A 26,220-nucleotide genomic window follows, 5' to 3' on the forward strand; every position below is an offset into this window, starting at 1 on the left:
TCTCAAGGTGCTAATCAGAGGCATGAATATTTTTGAAGTTGCTAGGCAATAACGAAGTTAAATACTTACTATGTGTTGATAACATTGCTCATCATTACTATAAAATGAACCTCCAATCAGTGGGTGCGTTCTTCCCCCATCGATTGGTCATAGCGTTAATCAGGAGATTAACGTCCGTTAACGCCGTCTAAATAGGCAATCTCTCTTCACTCGTTTGAGGAGGACCTATGGACGGTTATCTGTGATAAAAAAACTGCTAATTTGGAGTTTTTCTGACACAAAAATGGTATGATAAAGTCAGATAGTGTATGTCATTAGGGGGTTTTTTATGAAACGCGCAAGAATTATTTACAATCCAACGTCAGGCCGAGAAGCTTTTAAAAATAAACTTCCTGACGTATTAGCAAAATTCGAGCAAGCCGGTTATGAGACGTCAGCGCATGCAACAACAGGTGTTGGAGATGCAACTGAAGCGGCTCGAATTGCTGTTGCTCGAGATTTTGATGTGATTGTAGCAGTAGGGGGAGATGGCACGATTAATGAAGTTGTTACAGGTATATCAGATGCTGATCAGCGTCCGCGTTTAGGTATTATCCCTGCTGGAACAACGAATGATTTTGCCCGTGCTTTGAATATTCCTAAGGCAATTGACAAAGCTGTTGATATTATATTAGCGAACCACACCTGCAAACTGGATGTCGGTCGAGTGAATGAACATTATTTTGTTAATATTGCCGGTGGTGGAAAGTTGACAGAGGTATCTTATGAGGTACCAAGTAAATTGAAAACGATGTTAGGCCAACTTGCTTATTTTATGAAGGGTGTTGAGCTCGCACCACGTTTACGACCGATTCGGACCCGAATTGAATTTGACGATAAAGTCTTTGAGGACGAGATCATGATGTTTTTAATCGCAAATACAAATTCTGTTGGTGGCTTTGAAAAATTAGCTCCAGAAGCAAAAATGGATGATGGTCTATTTGATCTGCTCGTTTTGAAAAAAAGTAATGTTGCTGAACTTGTTCGTGTGTTGTCAGCCGCTACGAGAGGTGCACATTTTGATGATGCTAATGTATTTCATGCCAGAGCTAAAGCTATTAATGTCTACACAGAAGAAAAGATGCAATTAAATATCGATGGTGAATATGGTGGACTGTTACCGGGTAAATTCACTAATCTTAAGCAACATATTGAATATTTTGTTCCGACACCTGACCAAGCTACATTACAAATTGAAGAACCGATTGAAGAAGCCCTTGAATAAATTCGAGGGTTTTTATTTTGGGTTTCAACTTATCTAAGCTTAAGGATGAGCGACCTTCATTTTAGATCGGCATAACTTTTGTCCTGTCGATATGAAGTTAGTTAAGGTATAAAGTCCTTTTTCTGAAAAGGTACAGCATTCGACAAATTCCACAACTGCCTTGTGTTATATTATGGATATTCATTTGTTCTAGCGATTCAAGAAAGGGGGTCTAGAAGAAAGCGAACCGCTAGGATAACGACAACTTAGCTAAGTAAACCACTTCTCCAAATTTTTCTCGTCGATTTAGAAAAGGAGCATTGTGTTTACTTAAACATCATTTGCTTTAAATCAATGAACATCTTTGTTTCGACATCAATAAAAAATAACAGAGGTGATTAAGGTGAAAAGTAAAATGAAAAAAGTGGTATGGATAGCCGTACTCGTGATCAGTCTAACAACCATCCTAGGCATTCCATCGTTAATGGCTGAAGTTGAAGAACAAAGCGATATTGACTGGGATGAGACTAAGTTAGCCTCCTTTGATTTAGGTTTAATTGATGAAGATGATGATGTTGAGATCAGTGAAGAAGAGCTCATTATTGATAAATCAAAAGCTATTGAGGTTGAAGAAGATAACACAATGTCGACACAAAGTTATTACTCGGTTGATGGTGACCGTATGTATTTTACTGATACATTAACGAATGATGATCCTGATGATTGGTGGTTTTTTTCGCTTGAGGAAGAAAGAAGTTTCTTATTTGAACTCGAAAGTGATCAAACAGATTACTATATCCAACTTTATCTAGTAGACTGGGATACGGGCAATGCATATGAGACAAGCATTGGATCAAGTCCTAACAGACTATATGCTGGTGGTTACATCCCAGAAGGGGATTGGGCACTTCGTGTCTATTCAAATGATCAATTAGGGAATGATTATACGATAAAAATGAATGCAACCAATCCATCAGGTGCTGTAGGTGTTTTATCGAGATCTTCTTCATTATTATATGTCGCATTAAGCTATGACAGCGGTGACATTTATCTTAACGGTGACTATATTGCTAACCTTAGCGGTAATAATAGTCATTTAGATTGGGAGCGTCGCTATCAATTTAATTGGGACGGTAATTATAATCAACGGACACACACCGTATCAAGTGTAAAAGTTAGCAATGTTTCCGCCCCTGTAAGATATCAATCACAATATGCGAGTTCAGCTAATGCTTTACTCATTTATTTGGATATAGATACACTATTTATGCATCATGAATCTTATTTCCGGTCAGGACCACCAACACAGTATGAAAGTTCTTTTGTAGATACGATTGGAAAGGTCACACCAAGACGTCTAGATCAAGACGACTTTGATTACTGGGGCGATCATATCTTGGTCTATGATATTGAAAATAATGAGGCGATAGACTTTTTCAGTGTCTTGAATTATTACTATGCAAGTGGGGTAGAACGGACGCCAACGATTAGCTTTTTACAGTAGCAAAAGTAAAGATTCACTCAGTTGCAGCAACAAAGGAGATAAACATTATGATTACCAATAGATTTGCCACAACGTATTATGGAGGATTGATAAATCAGAGTAGAACGTCTAATCTTTCTCTTTTTAATCAAACGAATAATCAAGTATTGACGAGCGCTGATTATCTAGCTAATCAAGATATATATAAACAACAAGCCTCTAATCGAATTGGAAAACAGATCTTTAACATTGTAAGAAATGACGAAGGTACAGTTACAGATATGGTAGCCGCCGCAGATAGTAGTCGAAGGTTTAATTGGGGGTTATTAGCACTTCCACTTGTTCCAAACCATAGCACTGCGGATAACGTTGGTTACGACATTGATTATTTAGCTTCTGAATACGTCAATTATCAAAATCAAATTAAACGGCTATACAGTGAAGAGGAGCAGGCGGAGCAACTTCAGAAGCTTGATCAACTCATGAGCAAACAAGTAGAGAAGTATGCCGAGAAATTTGCTGAGATAACGGGTGGTTTTTTAAATGAAAATGGTGTGGTTGTTCAAGCAGAGGACATTAAAGCAAGTTTAATTGATCATTTTCATCAACGCACAGAGCAATACCAAAACTTTTATCAACAAAATCAAGATTATGCTCATTTAAAAGGAACTGAAGATGAGTGGTTGTTAGATGATGCGATCTACATGGGTGATTATTTGCGTTATGCTTTTACTCAAGAACATTCAGAAATGAGCATTTCTAGCGAGCATGGTTACCATATTGAGGAATTGGTTGCAGTTGGAACCATTGCCTCTGAAACGTGGCAGATGACATATCAATCTCGACTCCTCGGTTCGTATAAAAATAAGTCAGAAGAAGAGCTAGGTGTTTCCTTAGGGTTAATGGCGATGAAATATGAGTTGATCAGTGACACCTATCAGCTAAGTGATCCTTTTAAAGCAAAGCTTGATCAAGCTTTTAAAACATACTTACAGGTAGAGAACGAAAGGGCACGTGACTATGTTACTCAGCAACAAAAAGATCCTTATGTGAGAAATAAGCAAGCTTATAAAATGGATTGGAATGAACAGTTGGTTTATGACATTATTGAGCGAATGGTAAGTAGTCTTCAAACGGATGATGTGCAACAAGCTATTGAAAATGACATCCTTATCATTACTGAAATGTACAAAACCAATCGTGACCAACATTCAAATCTATCAAGATACAATAACAACAATCATTCATCGACGATCAACAACTATGTTCAAGACTGGAACCGTTTTATTAAGACGATCATACCAGACGATCAGGTAAATGATTATTTACTAGATGTTGAGTTTGCAAAATTAGATATAAAGGTTTAATGGCTAAAAAGTCAGCGATAAATGCTGGCTTTTTATTTTTTGAAATTAGTATTTATCACAGGTAATCGCCTGTAAAACGCTCGCCACAAAATGAGCGTAGAGCAAATCTATTTAGGTGGGCGTTAACAACCGCTAATGTTCTGATTCACTCGGCCCTCACTGATTAAAGGTTCATTTTAGTAATCTGATAGGGCACTAATATCCCTGCTTTTCTAAAGAATAAAGTCCTCAAGGACGAATTTAGACAAATTAATTATTTCCTAGGAAATAAAAAGTCGAAAGAGCGTCGCTTTCTTTCCTAAGGGCTTTTTGATAAACTATGAACAGTGCTAAGAAAAGGACGTTGATACAATGAATAAACCACAAGCACCTGTTAAAAAGAATCAGACGGTTACCTTAAATTTTGAAGACATCACACATGAAGGAAGTGGAGTCGGCAAACTAGATGGTTATCCGCTATTTGTTGAGAATGTTCTGCCAGGTGAAACAGCAAAAGTAAAAGCAATTAAAGTGAAGAAGAACTATGCAATCGGTAAGTTGTTAGAGATTGAAACAGAAAGTGCTGAACGTGTTACCCCGCCGTGCAATGTGTATTTTCAGTGTGGTGGTTGTCAGCTGCAACACATGAGCTATCAGATGCAATTAGATATGAAACGTCAACAAGTTGAAACGGTATTGAAGAAAATAGCTCATATTGAAAGTGTGTCGGTGGAACCGACCTTGGGAATGGAGGATCCTTGGCGCTATCGCAATAAAGTGCAAATCCCTGTTGCGAATAAACAGGGTGAATTGATAACTGGTTTTTATCGTAAAAAAAGTCATGATATTATTGAGGGAATGGATCGCTGCATTATTACAGCAGAGGTTAATGATCGTATGGTAGAAGCAGTCCGTTCAATTGCCGATCAACTTGGCATCCCTGCCTATGATGAACAATCTCATCGTGGCGTTTTGCGTCATATTATGGCAAGAACAGGTCAAGAAACCGACCAAACCATGATTGTACTTGTCACACGAACGAATGAATTGCCACATAAAAAACAATTGATCAAGCAATTAACCGAAACGTATCCTAACGTTAAATCGATTATTCAAAATGTTAATCAGGAGCGAACCAATGTCATTTTAGGTAAACGCACGCTCTGCCTCTGGGGTGACGAATATATTTATGACACCATTGGTGAGATCAAATTTGCGATCTCAGCCAAATCTTTTTATCAAATCAACCCAGATCAAACGAAAGTGCTTTATGAAAAAGCACTTGAATACGCTAATCTAACGGGAGGCGAAACCGTTATTGATGCTTATTGTGGTATTGGTACGATTTCACTGTTTTTAGCAGAGAAAGCTAAGAAAGTTTACGGTGTCGAAGTGGTTCCAGAGGCAATTGAAGACGCCAAACAAAATGCAATTCTAAATGGCATCACTAACACTGAATTTGTTGTTGGCCAGGCTGAAAAAGTTATGCCATGGTGGACCGCGCAAGGATTAAGACCAGATGTGATTGTCGTTGATCCGCCAAGAAAAGGCTGTGATCAAGCCCTGCTTGATGCGATGCTTGAGATGAAACCTGATCGGATTGTCTATGTTTCGTGTAATCCCTCAACGCTAGCTCGTGATTTAGCCATCTTAGAAGAGGGAGGATATCAAACACAGAAAGTCCAGCCTGTGGATATGTTTCCGCAGACGAGTCATGTAGAGACGATAACGTTGCTATGTCGCCAAACTACGTAGAAATCCTTAGTTTCAAGGCGTTTCACAAGCATTCTTACTTTGAGACAAAAGGTGAAAATGGCAGAAAAAAAGTGATAAAAAACCACATTAATGTTTCAGTAGGAATTGACCTAGTGTGAGGAGACATGTGAGATTAATTATTCTATATTAAAATAGATTCATTATTTTAGACGTTCAAACAAACTGAACGTCTATTTTTTTATGTAAAAATTGGAAATTAATATTTAATAATTCTTAGAATAAAACTTAAGATTTATTCTTTCTGGCGAAAGTCTTGATTTTCGTTCAATTGGTATCGTTATTGTCAAATACGTAAAATTATAGAGTTCAGTACTGTTAGTTATGTTTTCTCTAAATAGTAAGAACAAAACTATTTTGTGAACCTTGCGTAAAGAACAAATCTTTTAAAATAAGCAGTAGTTAACACAAAATGTCCTTATATCAAAAATAATAAATGTATTTAGTTTCTTGGCTTTGTCACATTACTTGTTTTTATGTTAATAGTTAATTTTTATGGTAATAGCAAAACAAAATTGTTAAAATGAATTTATATGTGTTTTAAATGTTAAGTTGAGCAGTAATTTAACTATTTAGAAATGGATTTAAGTGGTAATTTAAGGTGTGAATAAACTATGTTAATTTTGAAGTGAGGGAGGACATGAATTGAATATTGAAGCTGTAGATTTGTTCTGTGGTGTAGGTGGTTTAACTTACGGCATGCAACAAAGTGGTATTAATGTTATTGCGGGCTACGATATTGATGATTCCTGCCGTTTTGCCTATGAAAGTAATAATAATTCTAATTTTATCAATAAAGATGTAAAAGAAATAACAGGAGAAGAAATAAAATCGCTTTATTCTAAAGATACTGATATAAAAATCTTAATGGGATGTGCTCCATGTCAGCCTTTTTCTTCTTATAGTTATCGATATAAAGATAATCAAAATACAATAAACAAAATGGATTTATTAGATTACTTTGGTAATCTAGTGGAGAGTGTGCAACCAGAAATTGTATCTATGGAAAATGTTCCTCAATTGAAAAAAGAGGATGTTTTTTCTGATTTTATAAAGTTATTAAAGAAAAATGGATATTTTATTGAATGGAAAGTTATTTTTGCTCCTGAATATGGTGTTCCTCAAAACAGAAAAAGGCTTTTACTACTAGCTTCCAAAATAGGTCCTATTACGCTGATAGATCCATTATTTAATGAAGATGAATTTGTAACAGTTCGAGATACTATAGGTTTTCTGTCCCCTATAAATGCTGGTGAAGCTTCTAAAGAAGATCCTATGCATAAAAGTGTAAAATTAAGCGATATCAATTTAAAACGTATAGAACAATCAATTCCGGGGGGAACTTGGAGAGATTGGGATGAGAATTTGATACTTTCTTGTCATAAAAAAAGTTCTGGAAAATCCTATCCATCTGTTTACGGACGTATGGAATGGGATAAGCCCGCTCCAACAGTTACAACTAAGTTTTATGGTTATGGAAATGGACGTTTTGGACATCCAGAGCAAAATAGGGCAATTTCATATAGAGAAGGGGCGCTTCTTCAAACGTTCCCAAATGATTATAAATTTTTAGATCCTTTGGAACCTGTTACAACTAAGAAATTAGGAATACAAATTGGAAATGCTGTTCCAGTTAAATTAGGAGAAGTTATAGGGAATTCAATAATCCAACACTTAAATAATGAATAATATTAAGTAGTATATTTAAATCCATTGTTTAAGTCAAAATGCTTAAATTTATGTGATGATATAATTACTATAACAGATTGGTGGATGTACGATAGTTCGTAAATTGATGATGTGCCATAAACTATAAAATAAATGTTTGAATTTATTTTAAGATAAGGGGAAATGTTATGACTCAGGAGATAAGCGCACAGGACATTAAAAAAGCCGAGCAGCAAATACTAGAGCAACAGTCAAGAGTTGACTATGATATAAGAGATTTCCCAATTGCCTTTATAGTTGAAAATTTTAATGAGGGCGAGTATTTTGTCCCTGAATATCAAAGAGAATATGTGTGGACAAAGGAGTACAGGGTTCGTCTTATTGAGTCATTATTATTAGGGTTGCCAATTCCTCTAATTTTTTTATCAGATACTGCAACAGGAGAATTAGAAATTGTTGATGGTGTTCAAAGAATTAGTACATTGTCTTCTTTTATAAATAATGAATTACAATTAAATGAACTAAAAAAATTAGATTCCATAAATGGTTTTTATTTCAAGGATTTACCTCCTTCACAACAAAGGAAATTAAAATCAAAGTCACTAAGGGTAATAGTTCTAAGATCAAATACTAAAGAAGATATTAGAAAAGAGTTATTTAACAGATTAAATACTTCTTCATTAAAAGCTAGTGATTCTGAAGTAAGAAAGGGTTCATATGGAGGCAAGTTTATGGATTTTGTTATTCGTCTATCTGAAAATCCTAAACTAATTGAAGTTGCTCCGATATCTAAAAAACTCTTACAAAGACAGGAAAATATTGAATTCGTTTTAAGATTCTTTGCTTACTCTAATAATTATCAAAATTTCAAACATGGAGTTCAAAGTTTTATTGATGATTATATTGAAGAAGTAGAAAACTCATTCGATGAACAAATTATGGAAGATGAATTTAATTCAATGTTAGAGTTTGCAACAGAGTATTTCCCGATTGGCTTTCGAAAAACTAAAAATGCTAAGACTACTCCAAGAGTAAGATTCGAAGCTTTATCAGTGGGGATAAATTTAGCACTTAGAAAGAAAAAAAAGTTAGTTCCCACTGATGTTAATACATGGCTTGAAAGTGAAAAATTTAAAATTCTTACTACTTCTGATGGAAGTAATTCTAAAACGAGAGTGGCTAATAGAATAGAATTTGTACGTGACAAATTATTAGGTGAGGAATAAAAATATGTCAACACCAGCAGAATTTCCAAATATAGAATTTCAAAATAGAGTGAATGAAGTAAATTATTTTTTTTCTTGTCTAGAGACATTATATGAATTCTTTGATCAGAAACAATCTAAAGTTTTGAAAAACAAATTAAGTGGTAGTGAACTAAATCATTCTGATTTTATGATTATATTAAAATCAAATGGTTATCTCATGTTATATAACTTGATAGAATCAACAGTTAGATCATTGATACAAAGAGTATATGACGAAATTACTATCCAAAGATTAGGCTATAAAGATATAAGGCAAGAATTACAAAAAATCTGGATTAATGTATCTTATGATTCATTAGGTCATACAACTACCAATTTTGATCAACATAAAAATAAAGCGAAAGAAATGATTGGTTTTGTTATTAATGAAGAGAAGATAGTTCTCACTGAAAAAGATATTAGCTTTAATGGAAATGTTGACTTTAGATCAATAAAGGATATTTTTAAGAATCATGGATTAACTGTGCCAAGTAATCACGGATCAAGAGTGGGTGCTGGTTTAAAAGAAGTAAAAGATAAAAGAAACACTATAGCTCATGGTAATATGTCATTTATTGATAGCGCTAGAGATACCACATTATCAGATTTGTTGGTGTATAAAGAGGAAATAATTGATTATCTAAGTAAGCTAAACAGAAATGTTACAAATTTTATTGATACACAAAATTATAAAACTTATACAACATGATATTTTGATTCTTGCTATTTTATTTAAAAAATATATCTATCTGCTCACTATAACGTCATTTGAACGGTATTTTACCGACAAATGGCGTTTTTTAGTGCGTTTTTTAGGAGTGAGAAATATTATATGGAAAATAAAAATAAATTTAATACAAATCTAAAAATCGGAAGCCTTTTTGATGGTATTGGAGTTTTTCCTCTCGCTGCTTCTCGTTATGGAATTATACCTACATGGGCAAGTGAAGTAGAAAAAGCACCTATTTCCATTACGAAACGCCATTTTCCTAACATACTTCATATAGGAGATATTACCAAAATAGATGGTGGAGAAATACCACCTGTTCATATCATTACATTTGGTTCTCCCTGTCAGAATTTATCTAATATCGGTAAGCGAGAAGGTCTTGCTGGAAGCAAATCCAACTTATTTTATCAAGTATTACGAATTATTGAAGAAATGAGGTGTGCAACGAATGGTGTATATCCAGTTATCGCTGTTTGGGAAAACGTCATGGGAGCTTTTTCATCAAATAACAGGATGGATTTTAAAGCCGTGCTGGAATCTTTCACAAACACCGAAATTCCAATGCCTGCTACTGGAGGATGGGCAAACGCCGGAATGGTTCGAGGGAACAACGTTGATGTCTGTTGGAGATTGTTGGACGCCCGATATTGGGGAAAGCCCACTCTCGCTCAAAGAAGAAGACGTATCTTCCTCGTGGCAGATTTTAGAGGAAACCGTGCCCGAGAAATATTATTTAAAGCCCGCAATCTGCAATCGTTTCTTTCGACTAGCGGAGAGGGCAGGTTATCCTCCCCCGACACCAGTCAAATATCTTCTGAAAAAACAAGGTGGGAAGTACCCATCGTCCGTCCCTTTCAAGAAAGGCGTATGCGAAGTGCCGCAAAAGATAAAAACAAAACAGGATTCATTGGAAGTTTCGGAAAAACAGGTGACCCTTTTCCCACTTTGTTAGCTGGTTCAGTCAACTTCTTTTCTTTTTGGTATGAAGGGAAAGAAAAAGATGGTTTTATTCGACAGCTTACTCCATTGGAATGCGAGCGTTTAATGGGATTACCCGAAGGTTGGACAGCTTTTGGAGATCAAGAAAAAACTATTAGCGATTATGCCAGATATAAAGCACTGGGAAATTCAATTGCTGTACCATGTGCGGAATATATTATGGCTGGTATCGCGGAAAGTTTATAGAAAATCAATTCCTTAGCTTGTTGGATAACTCTCCTCTGACAAGCTTTTTGAATGGATAAAAGCACTGGAAAGGAAAATGGGCATGATGTCTTTGGAAGAACAAGAAATATACGAAGATAAGGTAATGGAATGGATTGACGATCACTTTGTTCTAAATGAAGTTGAAATTGAAGATTATCCTCTTTTTCCTCATGGGAAACTGATTCGTGATAAAAATGAGGAAACCATGATTGTATTTTGGTGTGTCATTTATGGACGTGTAGATTATCGTTTTCAAGACGCATAAGGAGTGATGAATCATGCAGATGTTTTGTTCTCGTTCCCCTCCCTTCTATCTCGTTTTCTTCTATCTCATTTATAAATAAAAATAAGGAAAGAGGTATATAGAATGGAATTAAAATATGTGATTCCGAATATGGAAAAAACATTTGGTAATTTAGAGTATGCAGGTGAAGGAAAGGTCGAACAGCGACGGATTAATGGGCGGATGACAACATTATCCCGTAGTTATAATCTTTATTCAGATGTTCAACGAGCAGATGATATTGAGGTTGTTCTCCCTAACGAAGCTGGAGAAAAATTTTTTGAACACGAAGATAAAGTCAAATTAGTTAATGCACGCATTACCGCAGAAGGCTATAAAATCGGGGATCGTGGGTTTACAAACTATATACTACATGCTGATGACATCGTTAAAGCATAACATAGGCAAAATATAAGGAGGAATATTATATGAGATTAGCACAAGGAATTGTGATTGATAAAGAAAAAACATTTGGAGTATTGAAGTTTTCCGCATTACGACGGGAAGTATTTTTACAAAATGAAGATGGTACCGTATCAACGGAGGTAAAGGAACGCACATATGATTTAAAGTCCAGGGAACAAGGACGTATGATCCAAGTGAGTCTTCCTGCTTCTGTTCCATTGAAAGAGTTTGATTATAACGCAGAAGTAGAAATTATGAACCCTATTGCGGATACAGTCGCCAACGCTACTTTTCGTGGTGCGGATGTCGATTGGTATATAAAAGCCGATGACATCGTGTTAAAAGGAAAAGCTACTTTAACTATTGGAGAAAACCCATCAAAAATACCACCAAAGGATAAATAAGAATGAACCCTTTCAAAAAACGAGGGAAACGTATTAAAGAAAAAGACGCTTCTCTCGTTTTTCAGTTTATATTCGTTAGTTTATTTGGCACATGGCTGCTTTTCTTTCTCCCTTTTCACTTGTCATTTTTAATGGCTACAACGTGGCAGCTCGAAGAACTACAAGCACATTTTATTAGTTTGTATGGATTAGTGACGTTGTGTATTAGTCTTGTTTTAACGGCGGCATGTGCTTTTGTCTATTATCGTTATTGCTATAACCACTTCAAACAGCTTATTCATCGACAAAAGCTTGCTAAAATGGTGTTAGAAAACAGTTGGTATGAAACAAAACAAGTCACACAAGAGAGTTTCTTTAAGGATATTCCATCTAATAAATCAAAGGAGAAAATCAGCCATTTCCCGAAAATCTATTATCGGTTTGAAAAGGGTTTGCTTTACATTCAAGTAGAGATTACACTTGGAAAATTTCAAGAACCATTATTAAATTTAGAAACAAAACTGGAAAGTGGTTTGTATTGTGAATTGGTATGGAAGGAATTACGTGATTCTTACGTGGAGTACACGCTTTTCTATGATATGATTGCGAACCGCATTTCCATTGATGAGGTTATCGCACAGGATGGCAGCTTAAAATTAATGGAATCTTTTTATTGGGAGTATGACAAGTTACCGCATATGTTGATCGCTGGCGGAACAGGCGGCGGAAAATCATATTTCATTCTCACGTTGATTGAAGCCTTACTCAAAACAGATGCTAAACTATATATATTAGATCCCAAAAATGCTGATTTGGCAGACTTAGCTACCGTTATGCCTGATGTGTACTACAAAAAGGAAAATATGACAGCATGTATTGATCAATTCTATGAGGACATGATGAAAAGGAACGAGGAAATGAAGCAAATGCCGAACTATAAGACTGGTGAAAACTATGCTTATTTAGGCTTGCCTGCTCGCTTTTTAATCTTTGATGAGTATACGTCATTTATGGAAATGATTGGGAAAGAGAGCATTAAAGTCATGAGTAAACTAAAACAAATTGTTATGCTTGGTAGGCAGTCAGGTTTTTTCTTGATCCTTGCTTGTCAAAGACCAGACGCAAAGTATCTTGGAGATGGAATTAGGGATCAATTTAATTTTCGAGTAGGTTTAGGTAGAATGAGTGAACTTGGGTACGGTATGCTTTTTGGCAGCGACGTACAAAAACAATTTTTCTTAAAGCCAATCAGAGGGCGTGGATATGTCGATAAAGGGGATAGTGTGATCTCTGAATTTTACACGCCCCTTGTCCCAAAAGGACATGACTTTTTAAAGGAAATTGGTAAATTATCTAGCTAGAAGGCTGCCCAGTGCGGCGACGTGCGAAGCGAAAGGCGCTGTGCTGGGCTAAGCCTGCGTGGCGACAGCCACGCCTTAACCCCCCATTTCTAACAGGGGGGTAGAAAAACAATTGAAAATTGTTCCAAAAGCCAACAAAGCCTGATGGCACAACGATTTAGGGTATATTAAAAAGATGTCAGCTTTTAAGCCAAAGTTGACATCTTTTTAGTTAGGAGGAATGCAAGTGTATCAAATGCCTTGGTATCACGTATTAAGAGAAAAAAGATTGGAATATGGTGTATCACAAAATAAATTGGCGGTACACGTTGGAATTTCAAGACAATATCTAAGTGAAATTGAGACAGGAAAAGTGACACCCTCGGAAGCTATTCAAACTACTTTGTTCGATATTTTAGAACAATTTAACCCAGAAGCACCATTGGAAATATTATTTGACTATGTGCGAATCCGATTTTTAACAACGAATCCTACCCTAGTAATTGAAGATATTTTACAGTTGAAAAAGAGTTATATGCTTCACGAAGATTTCGCGTTTTACTCGTACTTTGAGCAATATGTCTATGGGGATATTGTGGTGATGGTTTCACCTGATGAGGACAAAGGATGTCTGCTTGAACTAAAAGGAAAAGGTTGTCGTCAATTTGAAAATTTCCTTTTAGCTCAACAACGGACATGGTTTGATTTTTTTATGGAAGTGTTTCGTGTGGGTGGTGTCTTTAAGCGAATTGACCTTGCCATTAATGATAAGACAGGCATTTTGGATATCTCCTTTCTCACTCAAAAATGCAGAAATGAAGAATGTGTCACGGTATTTCGCAATTTTAAAAGTTATCGTTCGGGTGAACTGGTTCATGCAGAAGATAAACCTGACATGGGTCATACCTTATATATCGGTTCGTTAAAAAGTGACGTATATTTTAGTATCTATGAAAAAGATTATGAGCAGTATGTGAAATATGGTACGTCTATTGAGGACACCGATGTGAAAAATCGTTTTGAAATTCGGCTTAAAAATGATCGAGCCTACCATGCGATTGTTGACTTAATGACTTATGAGGACGCAGGGAAAACTGCTTTCTCCATCATTAACCGTTACATTCGTTTTGTCGATAAGGATGAGAAAAAACGGCGGAGCAGTTGGAAAATGAATGCAGATTGGCAACGCTTTTTGGATTTGGGCGTGAATCGAAAAATCTCTTTAACGACAAAACCCGAACCTTATACGTTTGACAAAACGTTGAGATGGTTAGCTCATCAAGTTGCTCCTACTTGGAAGCTAGCAACAGAAGTGGATGAAATCAATCAAACCACTGTCATCAAAGATATGTTAGCACAAGCAGAGTTATCGAAACGTCATCAAAAGATACTTTTGCAACAAACCGTCCCAGTGGAGAAAGCAATCCGCCTTCCGTCCACTAACAATGATGAAAAATAGAAAGACTAACTATATAAAGTCAAGTGAGAAATAAAAGAGATGGTTTTAGAGTTGAATAATGATTTTACAGAAATGAAAGCACACGAAATAAACCTGAGAAAAGTTCTTTTTTCGCAAGGTTATTGTCTAATTTCATAGGGTTCATTCTTCTTGAGTATCGCATGAATGATATAGCACAGTTTTCTAGCGACAGCTCCAACAGCCGTGAGGTGATGCTTTCCTTCTGAACGCTTTTTTTGATAGAAGTCTTTAAGAACAGGATCGTGTTGTGATGCCACCAAAGCAGCTGAAAATAAAGACTTTCGCAAATAAGGTGACCCTCGCTTGCTCATGACGTTATGTGTAGCTTCATATTCACCAGATTGTGTGACAGAAGCATCTAAACCAGCATAAGCTACTAACTTTGCAGGATTGGAAAACTTATGAATATCGCCAATTTCTCCAAGAATAGAGGCACCGTTAATGGGGCCGATTCCTGGAACGGTTTCAATGACGGAATGTAGCGTATGCATAATTTTCTTGATTTCCATTTCTGTTTCCTTAATTTGTGTTTCGAGAAACTTCAGCTGTTCAATCATAGAGCGAAGTTGGAAAGTAAAGGCACCTTGGGCAAATTTGATTCCAAAAGAGTGTGACGCTGCCTGTTTTAATGATTCTGCTTTTTCCATACCTAATCGGCTTCGACTGGCTTCACTAAGTAATTCAGCTAATGTATCCGCTGGGACTTTATGAAGTTTCTCGGGGGAGCTATATTCAAGTAAAATTTCTTTGGACGCTTTTCCAAAGATACCTATTTTGCTAAATACAGAATCGTATTCAGGAAATACTTGATCCAATACGGCAATAATTTTTCGTTTAAAGTCACTGGATGTGCCAACCAAATAAGTACGATAACGAGACAATTGTTTGAGAGAGAATATGTTCTCATCGGAAAGGGATGTTTCTATGAAAGCTCCATAGCGAATTAAGTCTGCGATTAATACAGAATCGATAATATCATTCTTTCGTTTTCGAATTTCTGTTCCTTTCCGCCAACCATCTGTTTGAATGGGATTCAGGACATGGATTAAAAGATGACGGTCATGTAAAAATGAGTAGATGGCTAACCAATAGTGCCCAGTAGCTTCCATACCTACAGTAAAGTCGTCTATGGAAGGGGAAAAGGATTGGAGTTTTGTAAGTAATTTTTCTCCACCTTCTGTTGTGTTAGGAAAAGAGAATCCTTTAAGTACAACCTTGCCTTCTTCATTCATAACAGAAGCTACATGAGTACGTTTACCAATATCGATACCAAGGTAGAACATGAAATCACCCTTAAAAAATATTTTGGATTGAATGCCACTCATCTGAAAAGCGTTACTACCTTGTCCTAGATACGGAGTAAGGCGAAAGCCTTCAACATCTAACTCATTCGTAAACTGCTTATCAGAGAGAGACGCCAGTCTTTCGATAACGAGTTCATAGACCCAAGGAGAAAACGGCTTAACCTCTCAATCCAATAAATATATTATCTCAGAAAAACTGAGTTAATATCTAACTAAATTACTTTGGTTCATAGAGTTTCCTATTAAAAATCGGAAGATAAAAACTCTAAATATAATATACAAGGAGATAGTCAGATGAACTTTGGGCAGAATATTTATAACTGGTTTTTGGACAATGCTCAATCCTTAGTCTTAATGGCAATTGTGATGATTGGTATTTATTTAGGATTCAAGCGTGAGTTTTCCAAATTGATAGGATTTCTGATTATTGCGCTCGTGGCAGTAGGATTAGTCTTTAATACAAGTGGTGTTAAGGATGTATTGTTGAATTTGTTTAATAGAATTATAGGTGCGTAGATGTTACAATTTATGGAGATTGTTATGTATTTATTGTAAGATTGAAGCATCGTATAAAAGATTATAGCATTCCTTATTCAACCAACGGGCCATTTTGTGGCGTAAGTAAAGGGGGAAGCAAGATGAACTTTATAAAAACGAAACAATTTTTTGTGTTTTTATCGCTATTATGTGCAATAGGTGTATTTTTAATGAGTGGTCCATTTCAAAGTATGGCGTACTGGGGAAATGATTTTACTTGGTATTGGGTTGGAGTTGCTTTCACTTATTTTCTTTGGTTGATGGGTATAGTTTTCTTAGTGGTAGCAATTACTAGGGAAGCAAACGTAAACGGAAAATTAATATTTGGTTTGTCAATGCTCGGGATAGCGACACTTATTTTATTAATTTGTGGTTTTTTATGGACTACCTTTGTGATAATTGCAGGAATGTCTGGAATGTGACTTTTTCACAACTGGCTGCGATTGTTGAATAAGAGCTTAATAAGAAAATTTATGCTATTTCCTATTTGAAAATCAAAATTGATTAAGAGGACAACGGATTCTCAAAAAAACAGTTAACTTTAAACAGTTAGCTGTTTTTTTAATGCTTATTTTACAAAAGGGGTGTGATAACAAGTGGAAATGCAAGTTTTTATAACGAATCTCGGTAAATATAATGAAGGAGAAATCATGGGTTCGTGGTTTACACCACCCATTGATTTTGAAGAGGTAAAAGAACGAATCGGGTTAAATGGTGAATATGAAGAATACGCTGTGCATGATTACGAGCTGCCATTTGAAATCCATGAGTACATGCCGATTTCCGAAATCAACCGCTTATGTGAAATGGTACAAGAAATCGAAGGTTCTCCCTTGTACGACGCACTTTCAGAAATACAGAATTATTGGTTTAATAGTGTCGAAGAATTACTGGAAAATCAAGATGATATTATTTGTTATCCCGATTGTGACAACATGGAAGATGTCGCAAGGTATTTGATAGAGGAATCAGGAACACTAGGAGAAGTACCTGTTCATTTACAAAATTATATTGATTATCAAGCCTATGGACGTGACCTTGAAATAGGAGCAAATTTTCTTGTAACGAATCATGGGGTATTTGAATATGTCGGATAAATTGGAAGGCAGTCTGTTTTATAACAGGCTGCTTTTTTCTTTGGAGGATGATAAGACGTGAAGAAATTAAAAAGTTACACACGAATCTGGTCGGTTGAAAAAGTGATTTATGCGATTAATGATTTTCGTTTACCCTTTCCTGTCACTTTTTCGCAAATGACTTGGTTTGTGCTTTCTCTTTTGGCTGTCATGTTACTTGGAAACCTTCCCCCTCTCTCTTTGATTGACGGAGCATTACTAAAATATGTTGGTGTTCCAGTAGCTTTGACATGGATTATGAGTAAAAAGAGTTTTGACGGTAAAAAGCCTTATGGCTTCCTAAAGTCCGTTATCACGTATTGGTACCGCCCTAAAGTGACGTATGCAGGGAAAGCGGTAAAACTTCAAAAACAAACAATTAATGAAACCATTACAGTGGTAAAGGGGGAAATCGTATGAGTTATCCAATTAAATATATCGAAAATAACCTTGTTTTTAATCATGACGGAGAAGCCTTTGCATATTACGAATTATTGCCATACAACTATTCCTTCTTATCTGAAGATGAAAAAATGCAAGTGCACGAACACTTTAGGCAATTAATTGCCCAAAATCAAGATGGAAAAATCCATGCCTTACAGATAAGCACCGAAAGCAGTATTCGGTCGGTCCAAGAAAGAAGTAAAGAACTTGTGACAGGAAGGCTGCAAGAAGCAGCTTACAATCGAATTGACGACCAAACAGAAGCCCTTGTTTCCATGATTGGAGAACATCAAGTCGATTATCGTTTCTTTATTGGATTTAAGCTTTTGTTGAATGAAGAAGAAGTCAGTATGAAATCGATGGGGAAATCAGTAACGGCGTCTCTCTCAACTTTTGTTCGAGATGTGAATCATCACTTGATGGGTGATTTTGTTTCTATGCCACATAGTGAAGTTGCTCGTTTTCTGAAAATGGAACAATTATTACAGAATAAAATCACTAAGCGTTTTAAGGTTCGGCCTTTAACGAAAAATGACATGGGGTATTTAATCGAACACTTACACGGACAAACGGGTATTGCCTTTGAAGATTACAGTTATAATCTCTCTTATAAGAAAGGTGAAAAAGAAACTTACGTTAAACGTTATGACCTCATTAAACCAACTCGTTGCTTGATTACGGAAAAACAGCGTTACATGAAGTTGGAACAAGAAGATACAACAACCTATGTTGCTTACTTTACCATTAACTCGATTGTCGGTGATTTGGAATTTCCTAGTGATGAAATCTTTTACTACCAGCAGCAACAATTCACATTTCCCATCGACACCTCTATGCATGTCGAGATAGTCACCAATAAGAAAGCATTATCAACCGTACGTAACAAAAAAAAGGAATTAAAGGATTTAGATAACCATGCGATGGATTCAGATAATGAAACGGGAAATAACGTGTTGGAAGCTTTGGAACAAGTCAATGAATTAGAGGATGTCCTCGATCAGACGAAAGAATCCATGTATAAGTTAAGCTATGTCATTCGGGTATCTGCTTCTAATTTGGATGAGCTCAAACAACGCTGTAATGAAGTCAAAGATTTTTATGATGACTTAAATGTAAAACTGGTTCGTCCGTTTGGCGATATGTTGGGTTTACATGGTGAATTTATTCCTGCCAGTAAACGCTATATCACCGACTATGTACAGTATGTCACTTCGGATTTTTTAGCTGGCCTTGGATTTGGTGCAACACAAATGCTAGGTGAAACAGAAGGCATTTATTTTGGGTACAACTTAGATACGGGAAGAAATGTCTATCTCAATCCTAGCCTCGCTAGTCAAGGCGTAAAAGGCTCTGTCACCAACGCTTTGGCCTCTGCTTTTTTAGGTTCACTTGGTGGTGGAAAATCGTTCTCCAATAACTTACTGGTATACTATGCCGTTCTTTTTGGTGGTCAAGCATTGGTTGTCGACCCTAAGGGCGAACGTGGCGGCTGGAAAGAAGCTTTACCTGATATTGCTGATGAAATTAATATCGTTAATTTAACCAGTGAAGAAAGCAATCAAGGGCTGCTTGACCCGTTTGTCATTATGAAAAATAAGAAGGATTCGGAAAGTTTAGCGATTGATATTCTTACCTTCTTAACGGGTATTTCCAGTCGGGATGGTGATAAGTTTCCTGTCTTACGACGAGCTATTCGAGCAGTCGGTCAACAAGATGAACGCGGCTTAATGCTGGTGATTCATGAACTAAGGAGTGATCCAAATCCGCTTGCTTACACTATTGCAGATCATATCGAAAGTTTTACCGATTATGACTTTGCCCACCTTCTTTTTTCAGACGGAACGGTTCAAAATTCTATCAGCTTAGAAAAACAGCTCAATATTATACAGGTGGCAGATTTAGTATTGCCTGACGCGGAAACAAACTTTGAAGAATACACGACAATGGAATTATTGAGTGTTGCCATGTTAATTATTATTTCTACATTTGCCTTAGACTTCATTCACTCTGATCGCAGCATTTTTAAAATTGTAGATGTTGATGAGGCCTGGAGCTTTTTACAAGTGGCACAAGGGAAAACACTTTCTAATAAACTGGTACGTGCTGGTCGCTCCATGAATGCAGGTGTGTACTTTGTTACTCAGAACGCTGACGATCTAACAGACGAAAAATTGAAGAATAATATTGGTGTGAAATTTGCGTTTCGTTCCAGGGATAGTACAGAAATTAAAAAAACGCTTCAATTTTTTGGCGTGGACGCGGAAGATGAAGCCAATCAACGTCGATTAAGAGAATTGGAAAATGGACAATGCCTTATGCAAGATTTATATGGACGAGTTGGGATTATTCAGGTTCATCCTGTGTTTGAAGATTTATTTGACGCTTTCGACACTCGCCCACCTGTCCTAGAAAGGCAGTGATAAGATGAACAAACCAAAACTGAAAAAGATTGTATGGATGACGGTACTCATTGGTGCGGTCATTTTTTTATTGTTTCTTTCCCTGTTTACTGTAACACAGGCTGCTGGGTTGGTCGATGATACGGTATCAGAGGACAATCTTTATTCCTTGTACCCACTCGACCATTATCAGTTAGATTTTTACGTCGATTCGGGTTGGGATTGGTTGCCTTGGAATTGGGATGATGGAATCGGAAAACAAGTCATGTACGGACTGTACACGATCACCAATTTTATTTGGATTATCAATTTATATCTTTCAAATGCCACTGGTTATTTAGTACAACAAGCGTATTCCCTTGATTTTATTTCCGAAACAGCAACCGCCATCGGTAAAAATATGCAAACACTAGCTGGAGTTACTGCACAAGGTTTTGGAACAGAAGGCTTTTATGTTGGTTTCCTCCTTCTCTTTGTATTAATTTTGGGTATTTATGTGACCTACACAGGTTTGATGAAACGTGAAACGACTAAAGCCATTCGAGCAGTGATTAATTTTCTAGTGGTGTTTATCGTATCGGCTGCTTTTATTGCATTTGCTCCAACCTATATTACAAAAATTAATGATTTTTCCGCAGATGTGAGTGAAGCAGCCCTTGACTTAGGGACAAACATTCTTATGCCTAACTCTAACAGTCAAGGAAGAGATAGCGTTGATATGATCCGTAATAATCTCTTTTCCATTCAAGTGGAACAACCATGGTTATTATTGCAGTTTGATAACTCGGACAAAGCAGCGATTGGAGAAGAACGAGTGGACGCTTTAGTTTCCATCAGTCCTGATACAAACAATGGAGAAGATCGAGAAGCAGCCGTGCAAGCAGAAATTGAGGATCACGATAATAAAAACTTGACCATTACCAAAACGACTACTCGCTTAGGGATGGTCTTTTTCTTATTTCTATTTAATATTGGAATTTCGATTTTCGTATTTCTCTTATCAGGGATGATGATTTTCTCCCAATTGCTATTTATTGTGTTTGCGACATTTCTTCCTATTAGTTTCCTCCTTTCCATGATACCGACTTTCGAAAATATGGGAAAACAGGCCATTTTAAAGCTGTTTAACGTGATTATGCTGCGTGCTGGAATCACGCTTGTGATTACGATTGCCTTTAGCATTTCTTCTATGTTGTACAGCTTAACGAGCACCTATCCGTTTTTCTTAATTGCTTTTTTGCAGATTGTGACTTTCGCTGGGATCTATCTAAAGCTTGGTGACATCATGAGTATGTTTCGATTGCAAAGTAGCGATAGTCAACAAGTCGGACGAAGTGTTATGCGGCGTCCCAAACAAATGGCATATCGAGGTAGTCGCCGATTGCAACGTTCCATTGGTCGCACGTTGACAGGTGTCACTGCTGGGGCGACTGTGGGTAAGATGATGAGTAAATCAGGAAAAACACAAAACGCTTTCTCCCTTCGCCGTCCTATACAAAGTCTACATTCTATGCGGTCCAACAAAACAGAAAAACCTAATCAGGAGAGAAAATCACTTAGTCAAAAGATCGGACAAACCACTGGTAAAGTGCTGGATACAAAAAATCGTGTACGTGTCAATATGCAACATCGAAAACAGCAAGTAAAAGATTTACCAACAACAGCAAAATATGCTGTGACACAAGGAAAAGAAAAACTTCAACAACCTAGTAAAGATTTTAGAAAAGGAGTCCATCAAGCGAAAGAACAACGGCAACGTGAAAACACGGAACGTACGAGCAAACATCGTCAAACGATTGCAGAAAGACGACAAGCTTTGGATAAAAAGCAGAAAAATACCACTGCTTACTCCAATAAACCAACGGTACAAAAGAATTCTCGTTCTCCTTTCATCAAAGAGAAACAGAATATAAAACCGAAAGAAAAGTTAGTTCCTGAAAATGATCAAAGAAAACAAATACCTGTGCAAAAAGAAAAAATACACACTTTACGGAATCCAAAGGAAAAAGTAAATCCAACTTATAGAGAGTCGACTGAAAAAAAGCAACCTTATCAAAAGAAAAAAACTGTCCGACCTCCAAAACAACCACCAAAAGAAAAACGAGTCATCGAACGTCCTGTTTTACCTAGAAAACGGACAAGACAAAAATTGAAGCCTCCGCGCAATAGACAAACGGTTAGGAGGGATCGCTCATGATATTATTACGGCTCAAAATTATGCTGATTGTCGGTGGGATAGGTTTCTTAGCGTTTCTAGGATTGCTTGCTTTTGTGGCTATTTTCATTTCAGATGAAGCGGATTTTGATTCTTCTATGGATATTGGTTCACCAGGTGATTTGCGGAATGTATCTCTATCCGAAGATGTGTTGGCTCATCAAGCAATGGTGGAAAAATACGCAAGTGAATATGGAATCAGCGACTATGTACCGATCTTACTTGCGATTATTGCCGTTGAAAGTGGCGGTACTGCCGAAGATGTCATGCAAAGCAGTGAATCGTTAGGATTACCGCCTAACACCTTAGATACGGAAGCCTCTATTAAGCAAGGAACGAAATATCTTGCGGACTTATTGCAGTCAGCAGAAACAAAAGGTGTTGATGATTCAACCGTACTCCAATCTTATAACTATGGCGGTGCTTTTATTGATTATGTAGCAGGACAAGGAAGCTCTTACTCTTTTAAACTAGCTGAAAGCTTTGCGAAAGAGCGGTCAGGAGGAAAGAAAGTCACCTATTCTAATCCCATTGCAGTCGAGAAAAACGGAGGTTGGAGATTTAGCTATGGCAATATGTTTTATGTGGATTTGTTGCAGCCTTACCTTCGTACAACGCCATCCTTTGATGATGATACTTTTCAATTAGTGATGGAAGAAGCTTTAAAATATGAGGGTTTTCCTTATGTTTTTGGTGGGGCTCATCCTGATACCTCCTTTGATTGCAGCGGACTTATGCAATGGATTTTCCGTGAAGCAGGAATTAATTTACCTCGTACCGCTCAAGAACAGTATGAAGCTACAGAACACATCCCTCTATCGGAAGCAAAGCCAGGAGATTTAGTATTTTTCCATTCGACTTACAACACCGCCAATCACATTACGCACAATGGACTCTATCTTGGAGATAATCAAATGTTCCATGCGGGAGATGTGCGTCCAGATAGGACGGAAGTAGAAGTAGACGAAAGGAGGACAGAAAAAGGTACTACCCTGTAAGATAACACAGGAATCCACCTGACTAACCGAAAGGCGAAAGCTGAACGGAACAATAGCATATCAGGAAAGCGGAAAGTCACCTAAAGGTAATCGGGTGAGACGCAACCGCAAGGATAAGTGAATATGAGGATAAAACTGTATTTGTTGAATGTGAGTTCCCAGCCCTCGTTGCGTGTGGGCATAGGAAATTTACCTGAAACCTATGGTGCAACGGAATTAGAAAGGTGAGCCTTCTAATACGTTATCAGTACTGCCAGAAAGGGTTGCCTTCTGGCAGGTTATCAAACAAACTGCACGGCACGCCGGAGAACCGGTGTTAACGGAATGAAAGCATATCCGACAATTCACACTAACCTACTACTTTCGTAAACTGGAGATTGCCTAAACCAGAATGCCCTATGGGCTATGCGTAATGCTTTTCTTTTAAGTGATAAATCACAAGGCTCTGCTAAGTGAGATGACGCTCGAATATCTGGCATGGCAACGGAGCTTCCATAGTAGTCCGAGAACCCTGAACAGACAGGGAAAGCCGTAAAAACGGATACGGGAAAGCCGTTCACATGGCGAAGGGAAGCAGTCTAAGCGAGTTGAAATCAAAAATTGATTAGGGAGGAAAACCTCAAATGAAACCAACAATGGAGATTTTGACCAAATTACAAGAAAACTCAAAGAAACACCATGATGAAGTCTTCACTAGACTTTTTCGCTATATGCTCCGTCCCGATATATACTTTGTAGCTTATCAACACCTATATGCTAATAGAGGTGCTGGAACGAAAGGTATAAATGAAGAAACAGCGGACGGTTTCAGCGAGAAATATGTGGAGCAAATTATCGAAGCCTTGAGAACAGAAACGTATCGTCCTAAACCAGTTCGACGCACCTATATCAAGAAATCCAATGGAAAAATGCGTCCACTAGGTCTACCGACCTTTACAGACAAGCTGGTGCAAGAAGTTATACGTATGATTCTGGAATCGGTTTATGAGCCGATATTCTCAAACAATTCACACGGATTTCGCTCAGGAAGAAGCTGTCATACAGCTTTGACACAAATCAAAAACCAATTCATTGGTGCTCGTTGGTTTGTGGAGGGCGATATTAAAGGCTGTTTTAATAACATCGACCACACAATATTAACAAAGATAATCGGAAAGAAAATCAAAGACGCCAGATTCATCAAGTTGGTACACCTATTCTTGAAATCAGGCTATATGGAGAACTGGAAGTACTACGGTACTTACAGCGGTTGCCCGCAGGGCGGAATCATATCTCCAATTCTTGCGAACATCTATCTAAATGAACTGGATAATTTTATGGAGAAGATAAAGCAGGACTTTGATAATAGAACTCCGTATCAATTAACCGCGGAATACAAGAAAGTCATGAATAAGCGTTCGAGTCTTTCTCAAAAAATCAAACGTTGTGAAGCTGGTGCTAGACGTGACGGATTTATTGAAGAATACAATAATCTGTCGCAACAAATATATAAAATCCCAGCGAAACTATGCAACGATAAAAAGCTCATGTATGTCCGCTATGCAGATGACTTTCTCATTGCCGTCAATGGAAACAAGCAGGATTGTGAATGGATAAAAGCGAAACTCACAGAGTTTATCCATAATGATTTAAATATGGAATTAAGTCAGGAAAAAACGCTAATCACTCACAGCAGTATTTGTGCGAGGTTCTTAGGTTATGATGTGCGGATTCGCCGTAGCCAACAGATCAAAGCGTGGAAGAAAACCAAACAGCGAACTATGAACAACAGTGTGGAATTGTTAATCCCTTTGGAGGACAAAATTCAATCGTTTCTCTTCTCTCGTGGAATTGTCAGACAGAGAAAAGACAACGGAAAGATGGAGCCTTTTCGTAGGAATTCGCTTTTACGCCAAACAGATTTGGAAATCGTATCAACCTATGACGCAGAATTGCGGGGAATTTGCAATTACTATTCCCTCGCAGTGAACTACTCCAAGTTGAATTATTTCAGCTATCTCATGGAATACAGTTGCCTGAAAACCCTTGCGACTAAACATCGGACGAAAATCTCAAAGATTATTAGCAAATGTCGCATGGCAAATAAGCGATGGGGAATTCCATATCAAACGAAATCTGGAATGAAACGTAAACGTCTAACAAAAATCTATGAAATTGATAGGAAAAAGTGCGAGGACATTTTCCCCCGTGCGATTACGATTTACGCCAAAGGAAAAACGACCTTTGACGACCGATTGAAAGCTAAGGTCTGTGAAGTTTGCGGTAGAACAGATAGCGAGCGATACGAAATTCATCATGTGAACAAGGTGAAAAATCTAAAGGGAAAAGAACCTTGGGAGCAAATCATGATAGCAAAAAGGCGTAAAACAATGGTGGTTTGTCATGAATGCCACCAGAAAATACATCATGGATTCTAAAAATTTAATTTTGTAATGGAGCAAAGATGGCGAGCCGTGTGCATTGAGAGGTGCAAGCACGGTTCTAGGGAGAGGTCTGCGTAAACCTGCCGTAGAAATACGGTAAGGCGACGCTTTCCTACTCTACCCGATTGGTTATGCGGATTTAACTTCTTCTTACTGGCAAGCCCATCTCGTAGGTGCTGGACGTATCAAAAACTAAGG

At 37.2% G+C, this 26,220-nt stretch carries 22 protein-coding genes; 21 read left to right on the forward strand and 1 reads right to left on the reverse strand.

Going from position 1 to position 26,220, the window contains the following annotated elements; all coding sequences use genetic code 11:
• The first annotated feature begins 328 nt into the window (after positions 1-328).
• The 13 genes from B494_RS0113085 (at position 329) to mobT (ending at position 14,566) form a co-directional block, all read left to right on the forward strand.
• Complete coding sequence (locus tag B494_RS0113085; protein ID WP_017472843.1) at positions 329-1,264, forward strand: diacylglycerol kinase; 936 nt, start codon at positions 329-331, stop codon at positions 1,262-1,264.
• A 394-nt stretch (positions 1,265-1,658) separates the two neighbouring features.
• Positions 1,659-2,747 (forward strand): hypothetical protein, encoded by a 1,089-nt coding sequence (locus B494_RS0113090; protein ID WP_017472844.1) that lies wholly within the window; start codon positions 1,659-1,661, stop codon positions 2,745-2,747.
• A 47-nt stretch (positions 2,748-2,794) separates the two neighbouring features.
• On the forward strand, positions 2,795-4,093 hold the full coding sequence (locus B494_RS0113095; protein WP_017472845.1) for a hypothetical protein: 1,299 nt from the start codon (positions 2,795-2,797) through the stop codon (positions 4,091-4,093).
• A 351-nt stretch (positions 4,094-4,444) separates the two neighbouring features.
• A complete protein-coding gene (rlmD, locus tag B494_RS0113100) occupies positions 4,445-5,827 on the forward strand; it encodes a 23S rRNA (uracil(1939)-C(5))-methyltransferase RlmD (RefSeq protein ID WP_017472846.1) in 1,383 nt (460 codons plus the stop codon).
• A 663-nt stretch (positions 5,828-6,490) separates the two neighbouring features.
• Positions 6,491-7,534: a DNA cytosine methyltransferase gene (locus B494_RS0113105; RefSeq protein WP_017472847.1), complete on the forward strand. Its 1,044-nt coding sequence runs from the start codon at positions 6,491-6,493 to the stop codon at positions 7,532-7,534.
• 167 nt (positions 7,535-7,701) lie between these two features.
• Positions 7,702-8,739 (forward strand): DUF262 domain-containing protein, encoded by a 1,038-nt coding sequence (locus B494_RS0113110; RefSeq protein ID WP_017472848.1) that lies wholly within the window; start codon positions 7,702-7,704, stop codon positions 8,737-8,739.
• A gap of 4 nt (positions 8,740-8,743) precedes the next feature.
• Positions 8,744-9,469 (forward strand): MAE_28990/MAE_18760 family HEPN-like nuclease, encoded by a 726-nt coding sequence (locus B494_RS0113115; RefSeq protein ID WP_017472849.1) that lies wholly within the window; start codon positions 8,744-8,746, stop codon positions 9,467-9,469.
• Positions 9,470-9,592: 123 nt separating this feature from the next.
• Positions 9,593-10,675: a DNA cytosine methyltransferase gene (locus B494_RS0113120; protein WP_017472850.1), complete on the forward strand. Its 1,083-nt coding sequence runs from the start codon at positions 9,593-9,595 to the stop codon at positions 10,673-10,675.
• An 82-nt stretch (positions 10,676-10,757) separates the two neighbouring features.
• Positions 10,758-10,961 carry a hypothetical protein gene (locus tag B494_RS0113125; RefSeq protein WP_026065250.1) on the forward strand — a complete coding sequence of 68 codons (204 nt, stop codon included), beginning with the start codon at positions 10,758-10,760 and terminating at the stop codon, positions 10,959-10,961.
• Positions 10,962-11,063: 102 nt separating this feature from the next.
• Complete coding sequence (locus tag B494_RS0113130) at positions 11,064-11,378, forward strand: YdcP family protein (protein WP_017472852.1); 315 nt, start codon at positions 11,064-11,066, stop codon at positions 11,376-11,378.
• Positions 11,379-11,407: 29 nt separating this feature from the next.
• Positions 11,408-11,788: a YdcP family protein gene (locus tag B494_RS0113135; protein WP_017472853.1), complete on the forward strand. Its 381-nt coding sequence runs from the start codon at positions 11,408-11,410 to the stop codon at positions 11,786-11,788.
• A gap of 2 nt (positions 11,789-11,790) precedes the next feature.
• A complete protein-coding gene (locus B494_RS0113140; protein WP_017472854.1) occupies positions 11,791-13,128 on the forward strand; it encodes an FtsK/SpoIIIE domain-containing protein in 1,338 nt (445 codons plus the stop codon).
• Positions 13,129-13,348: 220 nt separating this feature from the next.
• On the forward strand, positions 13,349-14,566 hold the full coding sequence (gene mobT / locus B494_RS0113145; protein ID WP_033193658.1) for a MobT family relaxase: 1,218 nt from the start codon (positions 13,349-13,351) through the stop codon (positions 14,564-14,566).
• 119 nt (positions 14,567-14,685) lie between these two features.
• Here mobT and B494_RS0113150 read toward each other — a convergent pair whose 3' ends face one another.
• Positions 14,686-15,870, reverse strand: a complete 1,185-nt coding sequence (locus B494_RS0113150) for an IS110 family RNA-guided transposase (RefSeq protein WP_017470375.1) — start codon at positions 15,868-15,870, stop codon at positions 14,686-14,688.
• 315 nt (positions 15,871-16,185) lie between these two features.
• Between B494_RS0113150 and B494_RS0113155 the strand changes: the two genes are divergently transcribed.
• The 8 genes from B494_RS0113155 to B494_RS0113190 all read left to right on the forward strand — a co-directional run bounded on the left by B494_RS0113155 (position 16,186) and on the right by B494_RS0113190 (position 26,016).
• Complete coding sequence (locus B494_RS0113155) at positions 16,186-16,407, forward strand: hypothetical protein (RefSeq protein WP_017472856.1); 222 nt, start codon at positions 16,186-16,188, stop codon at positions 16,405-16,407.
• A 122-nt stretch (positions 16,408-16,529) separates the two neighbouring features.
• Positions 16,530-16,850 (forward strand): hypothetical protein, encoded by a 321-nt coding sequence (locus tag B494_RS0113160; protein ID WP_017472857.1) that lies wholly within the window; start codon positions 16,530-16,532, stop codon positions 16,848-16,850.
• Positions 16,851-17,024: 174 nt separating this feature from the next.
• Positions 17,025-17,525 (forward strand): antirestriction protein ArdA, encoded by a 501-nt coding sequence (locus tag B494_RS0113165; protein ID WP_017472858.1) that lies wholly within the window; start codon positions 17,025-17,027, stop codon positions 17,523-17,525.
• A gap of 57 nt (positions 17,526-17,582) precedes the next feature.
• Positions 17,583-17,963 (forward strand): conjugal transfer protein, encoded by a 381-nt coding sequence (locus tag B494_RS0113170; RefSeq protein ID WP_017472859.1) that lies wholly within the window; start codon positions 17,583-17,585, stop codon positions 17,961-17,963.
• The gene (gene tcpF / locus B494_RS0113175) at positions 17,960-20,407 is read left to right on the forward strand and encodes a conjugal transfer ATPase TcpF (RefSeq protein ID WP_017472860.1); all 2,448 of its coding nucleotides are present in this window, start codon (positions 17,960-17,962) and stop codon (positions 20,405-20,407) included. The genes B494_RS0113170 and tcpF overlap by 4 nt, the downstream gene beginning before the upstream one ends.
• Positions 20,408-20,411: 4 nt before the next feature.
• Positions 20,412-22,583 carry a CD3337/EF1877 family mobilome membrane protein gene (locus tag B494_RS19385; protein ID WP_017472861.1) on the forward strand — a complete coding sequence of 724 codons (2,172 nt, stop codon included), beginning with the start codon at positions 20,412-20,414 and terminating at the stop codon, positions 22,581-22,583.
• Positions 22,580-23,599: a bifunctional lytic transglycosylase/C40 family peptidase gene (locus B494_RS0113185; RefSeq protein ID WP_017472862.1), complete on the forward strand. Its 1,020-nt coding sequence runs from the start codon at positions 22,580-22,582 to the stop codon at positions 23,597-23,599. Before B494_RS19385 ends, B494_RS0113185 begins: the two co-directional genes overlap by 4 nt.
• Before the next feature lie 623 nt (positions 23,600-24,222).
• Complete coding sequence (locus B494_RS0113190; protein WP_017472863.1) at positions 24,223-26,016, forward strand: reverse transcriptase domain-containing protein; 1,794 nt, start codon at positions 24,223-24,225, stop codon at positions 26,014-26,016.
• Positions 26,017-26,220: the final 204 nt, after the last annotated feature.

It is taken from the genome of Amphibacillus jilinensis Y1, from assembly GCF_000306965.1.
In the GTDB taxonomy this organism is placed as follows: Bacteria; Bacillota; Bacilli; order Bacillales; family Amphibacillaceae; genus Amphibacillus_C; species Amphibacillus_C jilinensis.

Bases quoted from the DNA above. Each gene is read 5' to 3' on its own strand.
- B494_RS0113085 (WP_017472843.1), top strand. From the start codon at position 329: ATGAAACGCGCAAGAATTATTTACAATCCAACGTCAGGCCGAGAAGCT.
- B494_RS0113090 (WP_017472844.1), top strand. From the start codon at position 1,659: ATGAAAAAAGTGGTATGGATAGCCGTACTCGTGATCAGTCTAACAACC.
- B494_RS0113095 (WP_017472845.1), top strand. From the start codon at position 2,795: ATGATTACCAATAGATTTGCCACAACGTATTATGGAGGATTGATAAAT.
- rlmD (WP_017472846.1), top strand. From the start codon at position 4,445: ATGAATAAACCACAAGCACCTGTTAAAAAGAATCAGACGGTTACCTTA.
- B494_RS0113110 (WP_017472848.1), top strand. From the start codon at position 7,702: ATGACTCAGGAGATAAGCGCACAGGACATTAAAAAAGCCGAGCAGCAA.
- B494_RS0113115 (WP_017472849.1), top strand. From the start codon at position 8,744: ATGTCAACACCAGCAGAATTTCCAAATATAGAATTTCAAAATAGAGTG.
- B494_RS0113120 (WP_017472850.1), top strand. From the start codon at position 9,593: ATGGAAAATAAAAATAAATTTAATACAAATCTAAAAATCGGAAGCCTT.
- B494_RS0113125 (WP_026065250.1), top strand. From the start codon at position 10,758: ATGATGTCTTTGGAAGAACAAGAAATATACGAAGATAAGGTAATGGAA.
- B494_RS0113130 (WP_017472852.1), top strand. From the start codon at position 11,064: ATGGAATTAAAATATGTGATTCCGAATATGGAAAAAACATTTGGTAAT.
- B494_RS0113135 (WP_017472853.1), top strand. From the start codon at position 11,408: ATGAGATTAGCACAAGGAATTGTGATTGATAAAGAAAAAACATTTGGA.
- B494_RS0113140 (WP_017472854.1), top strand. From the start codon at position 11,791: ATGAACCCTTTCAAAAAACGAGGGAAACGTATTAAAGAAAAAGACGCT.
- mobT (WP_033193658.1), top strand. From the start codon at position 13,349: ATGCAAGTGTATCAAATGCCTTGGTATCACGTATTAAGAGAAAAAAGA.
- B494_RS0113150 (WP_017470375.1), bottom strand. From the start codon at position 15,870: ATGTTCTACCTTGGTATCGATATTGGTAAACGTACTCATGTAGCTTCT.
- B494_RS0113155 (WP_017472856.1), top strand. From the start codon at position 16,186: ATGAACTTTGGGCAGAATATTTATAACTGGTTTTTGGACAATGCTCAA.
- B494_RS0113160 (WP_017472857.1), top strand. From the start codon at position 16,530: ATGAACTTTATAAAAACGAAACAATTTTTTGTGTTTTTATCGCTATTA.
- tcpF (WP_017472860.1), top strand. From the start codon at position 17,960: ATGAGTTATCCAATTAAATATATCGAAAATAACCTTGTTTTTAATCAT.
- B494_RS19385 (WP_017472861.1), top strand. From the start codon at position 20,412: ATGAACAAACCAAAACTGAAAAAGATTGTATGGATGACGGTACTCATT.
- B494_RS0113185 (WP_017472862.1), top strand. From the start codon at position 22,580: ATGATATTATTACGGCTCAAAATTATGCTGATTGTCGGTGGGATAGGT.
- B494_RS0113190 (WP_017472863.1), top strand. From the start codon at position 24,223: ATGAAACCAACAATGGAGATTTTGACCAAATTACAAGAAAACTCAAAG.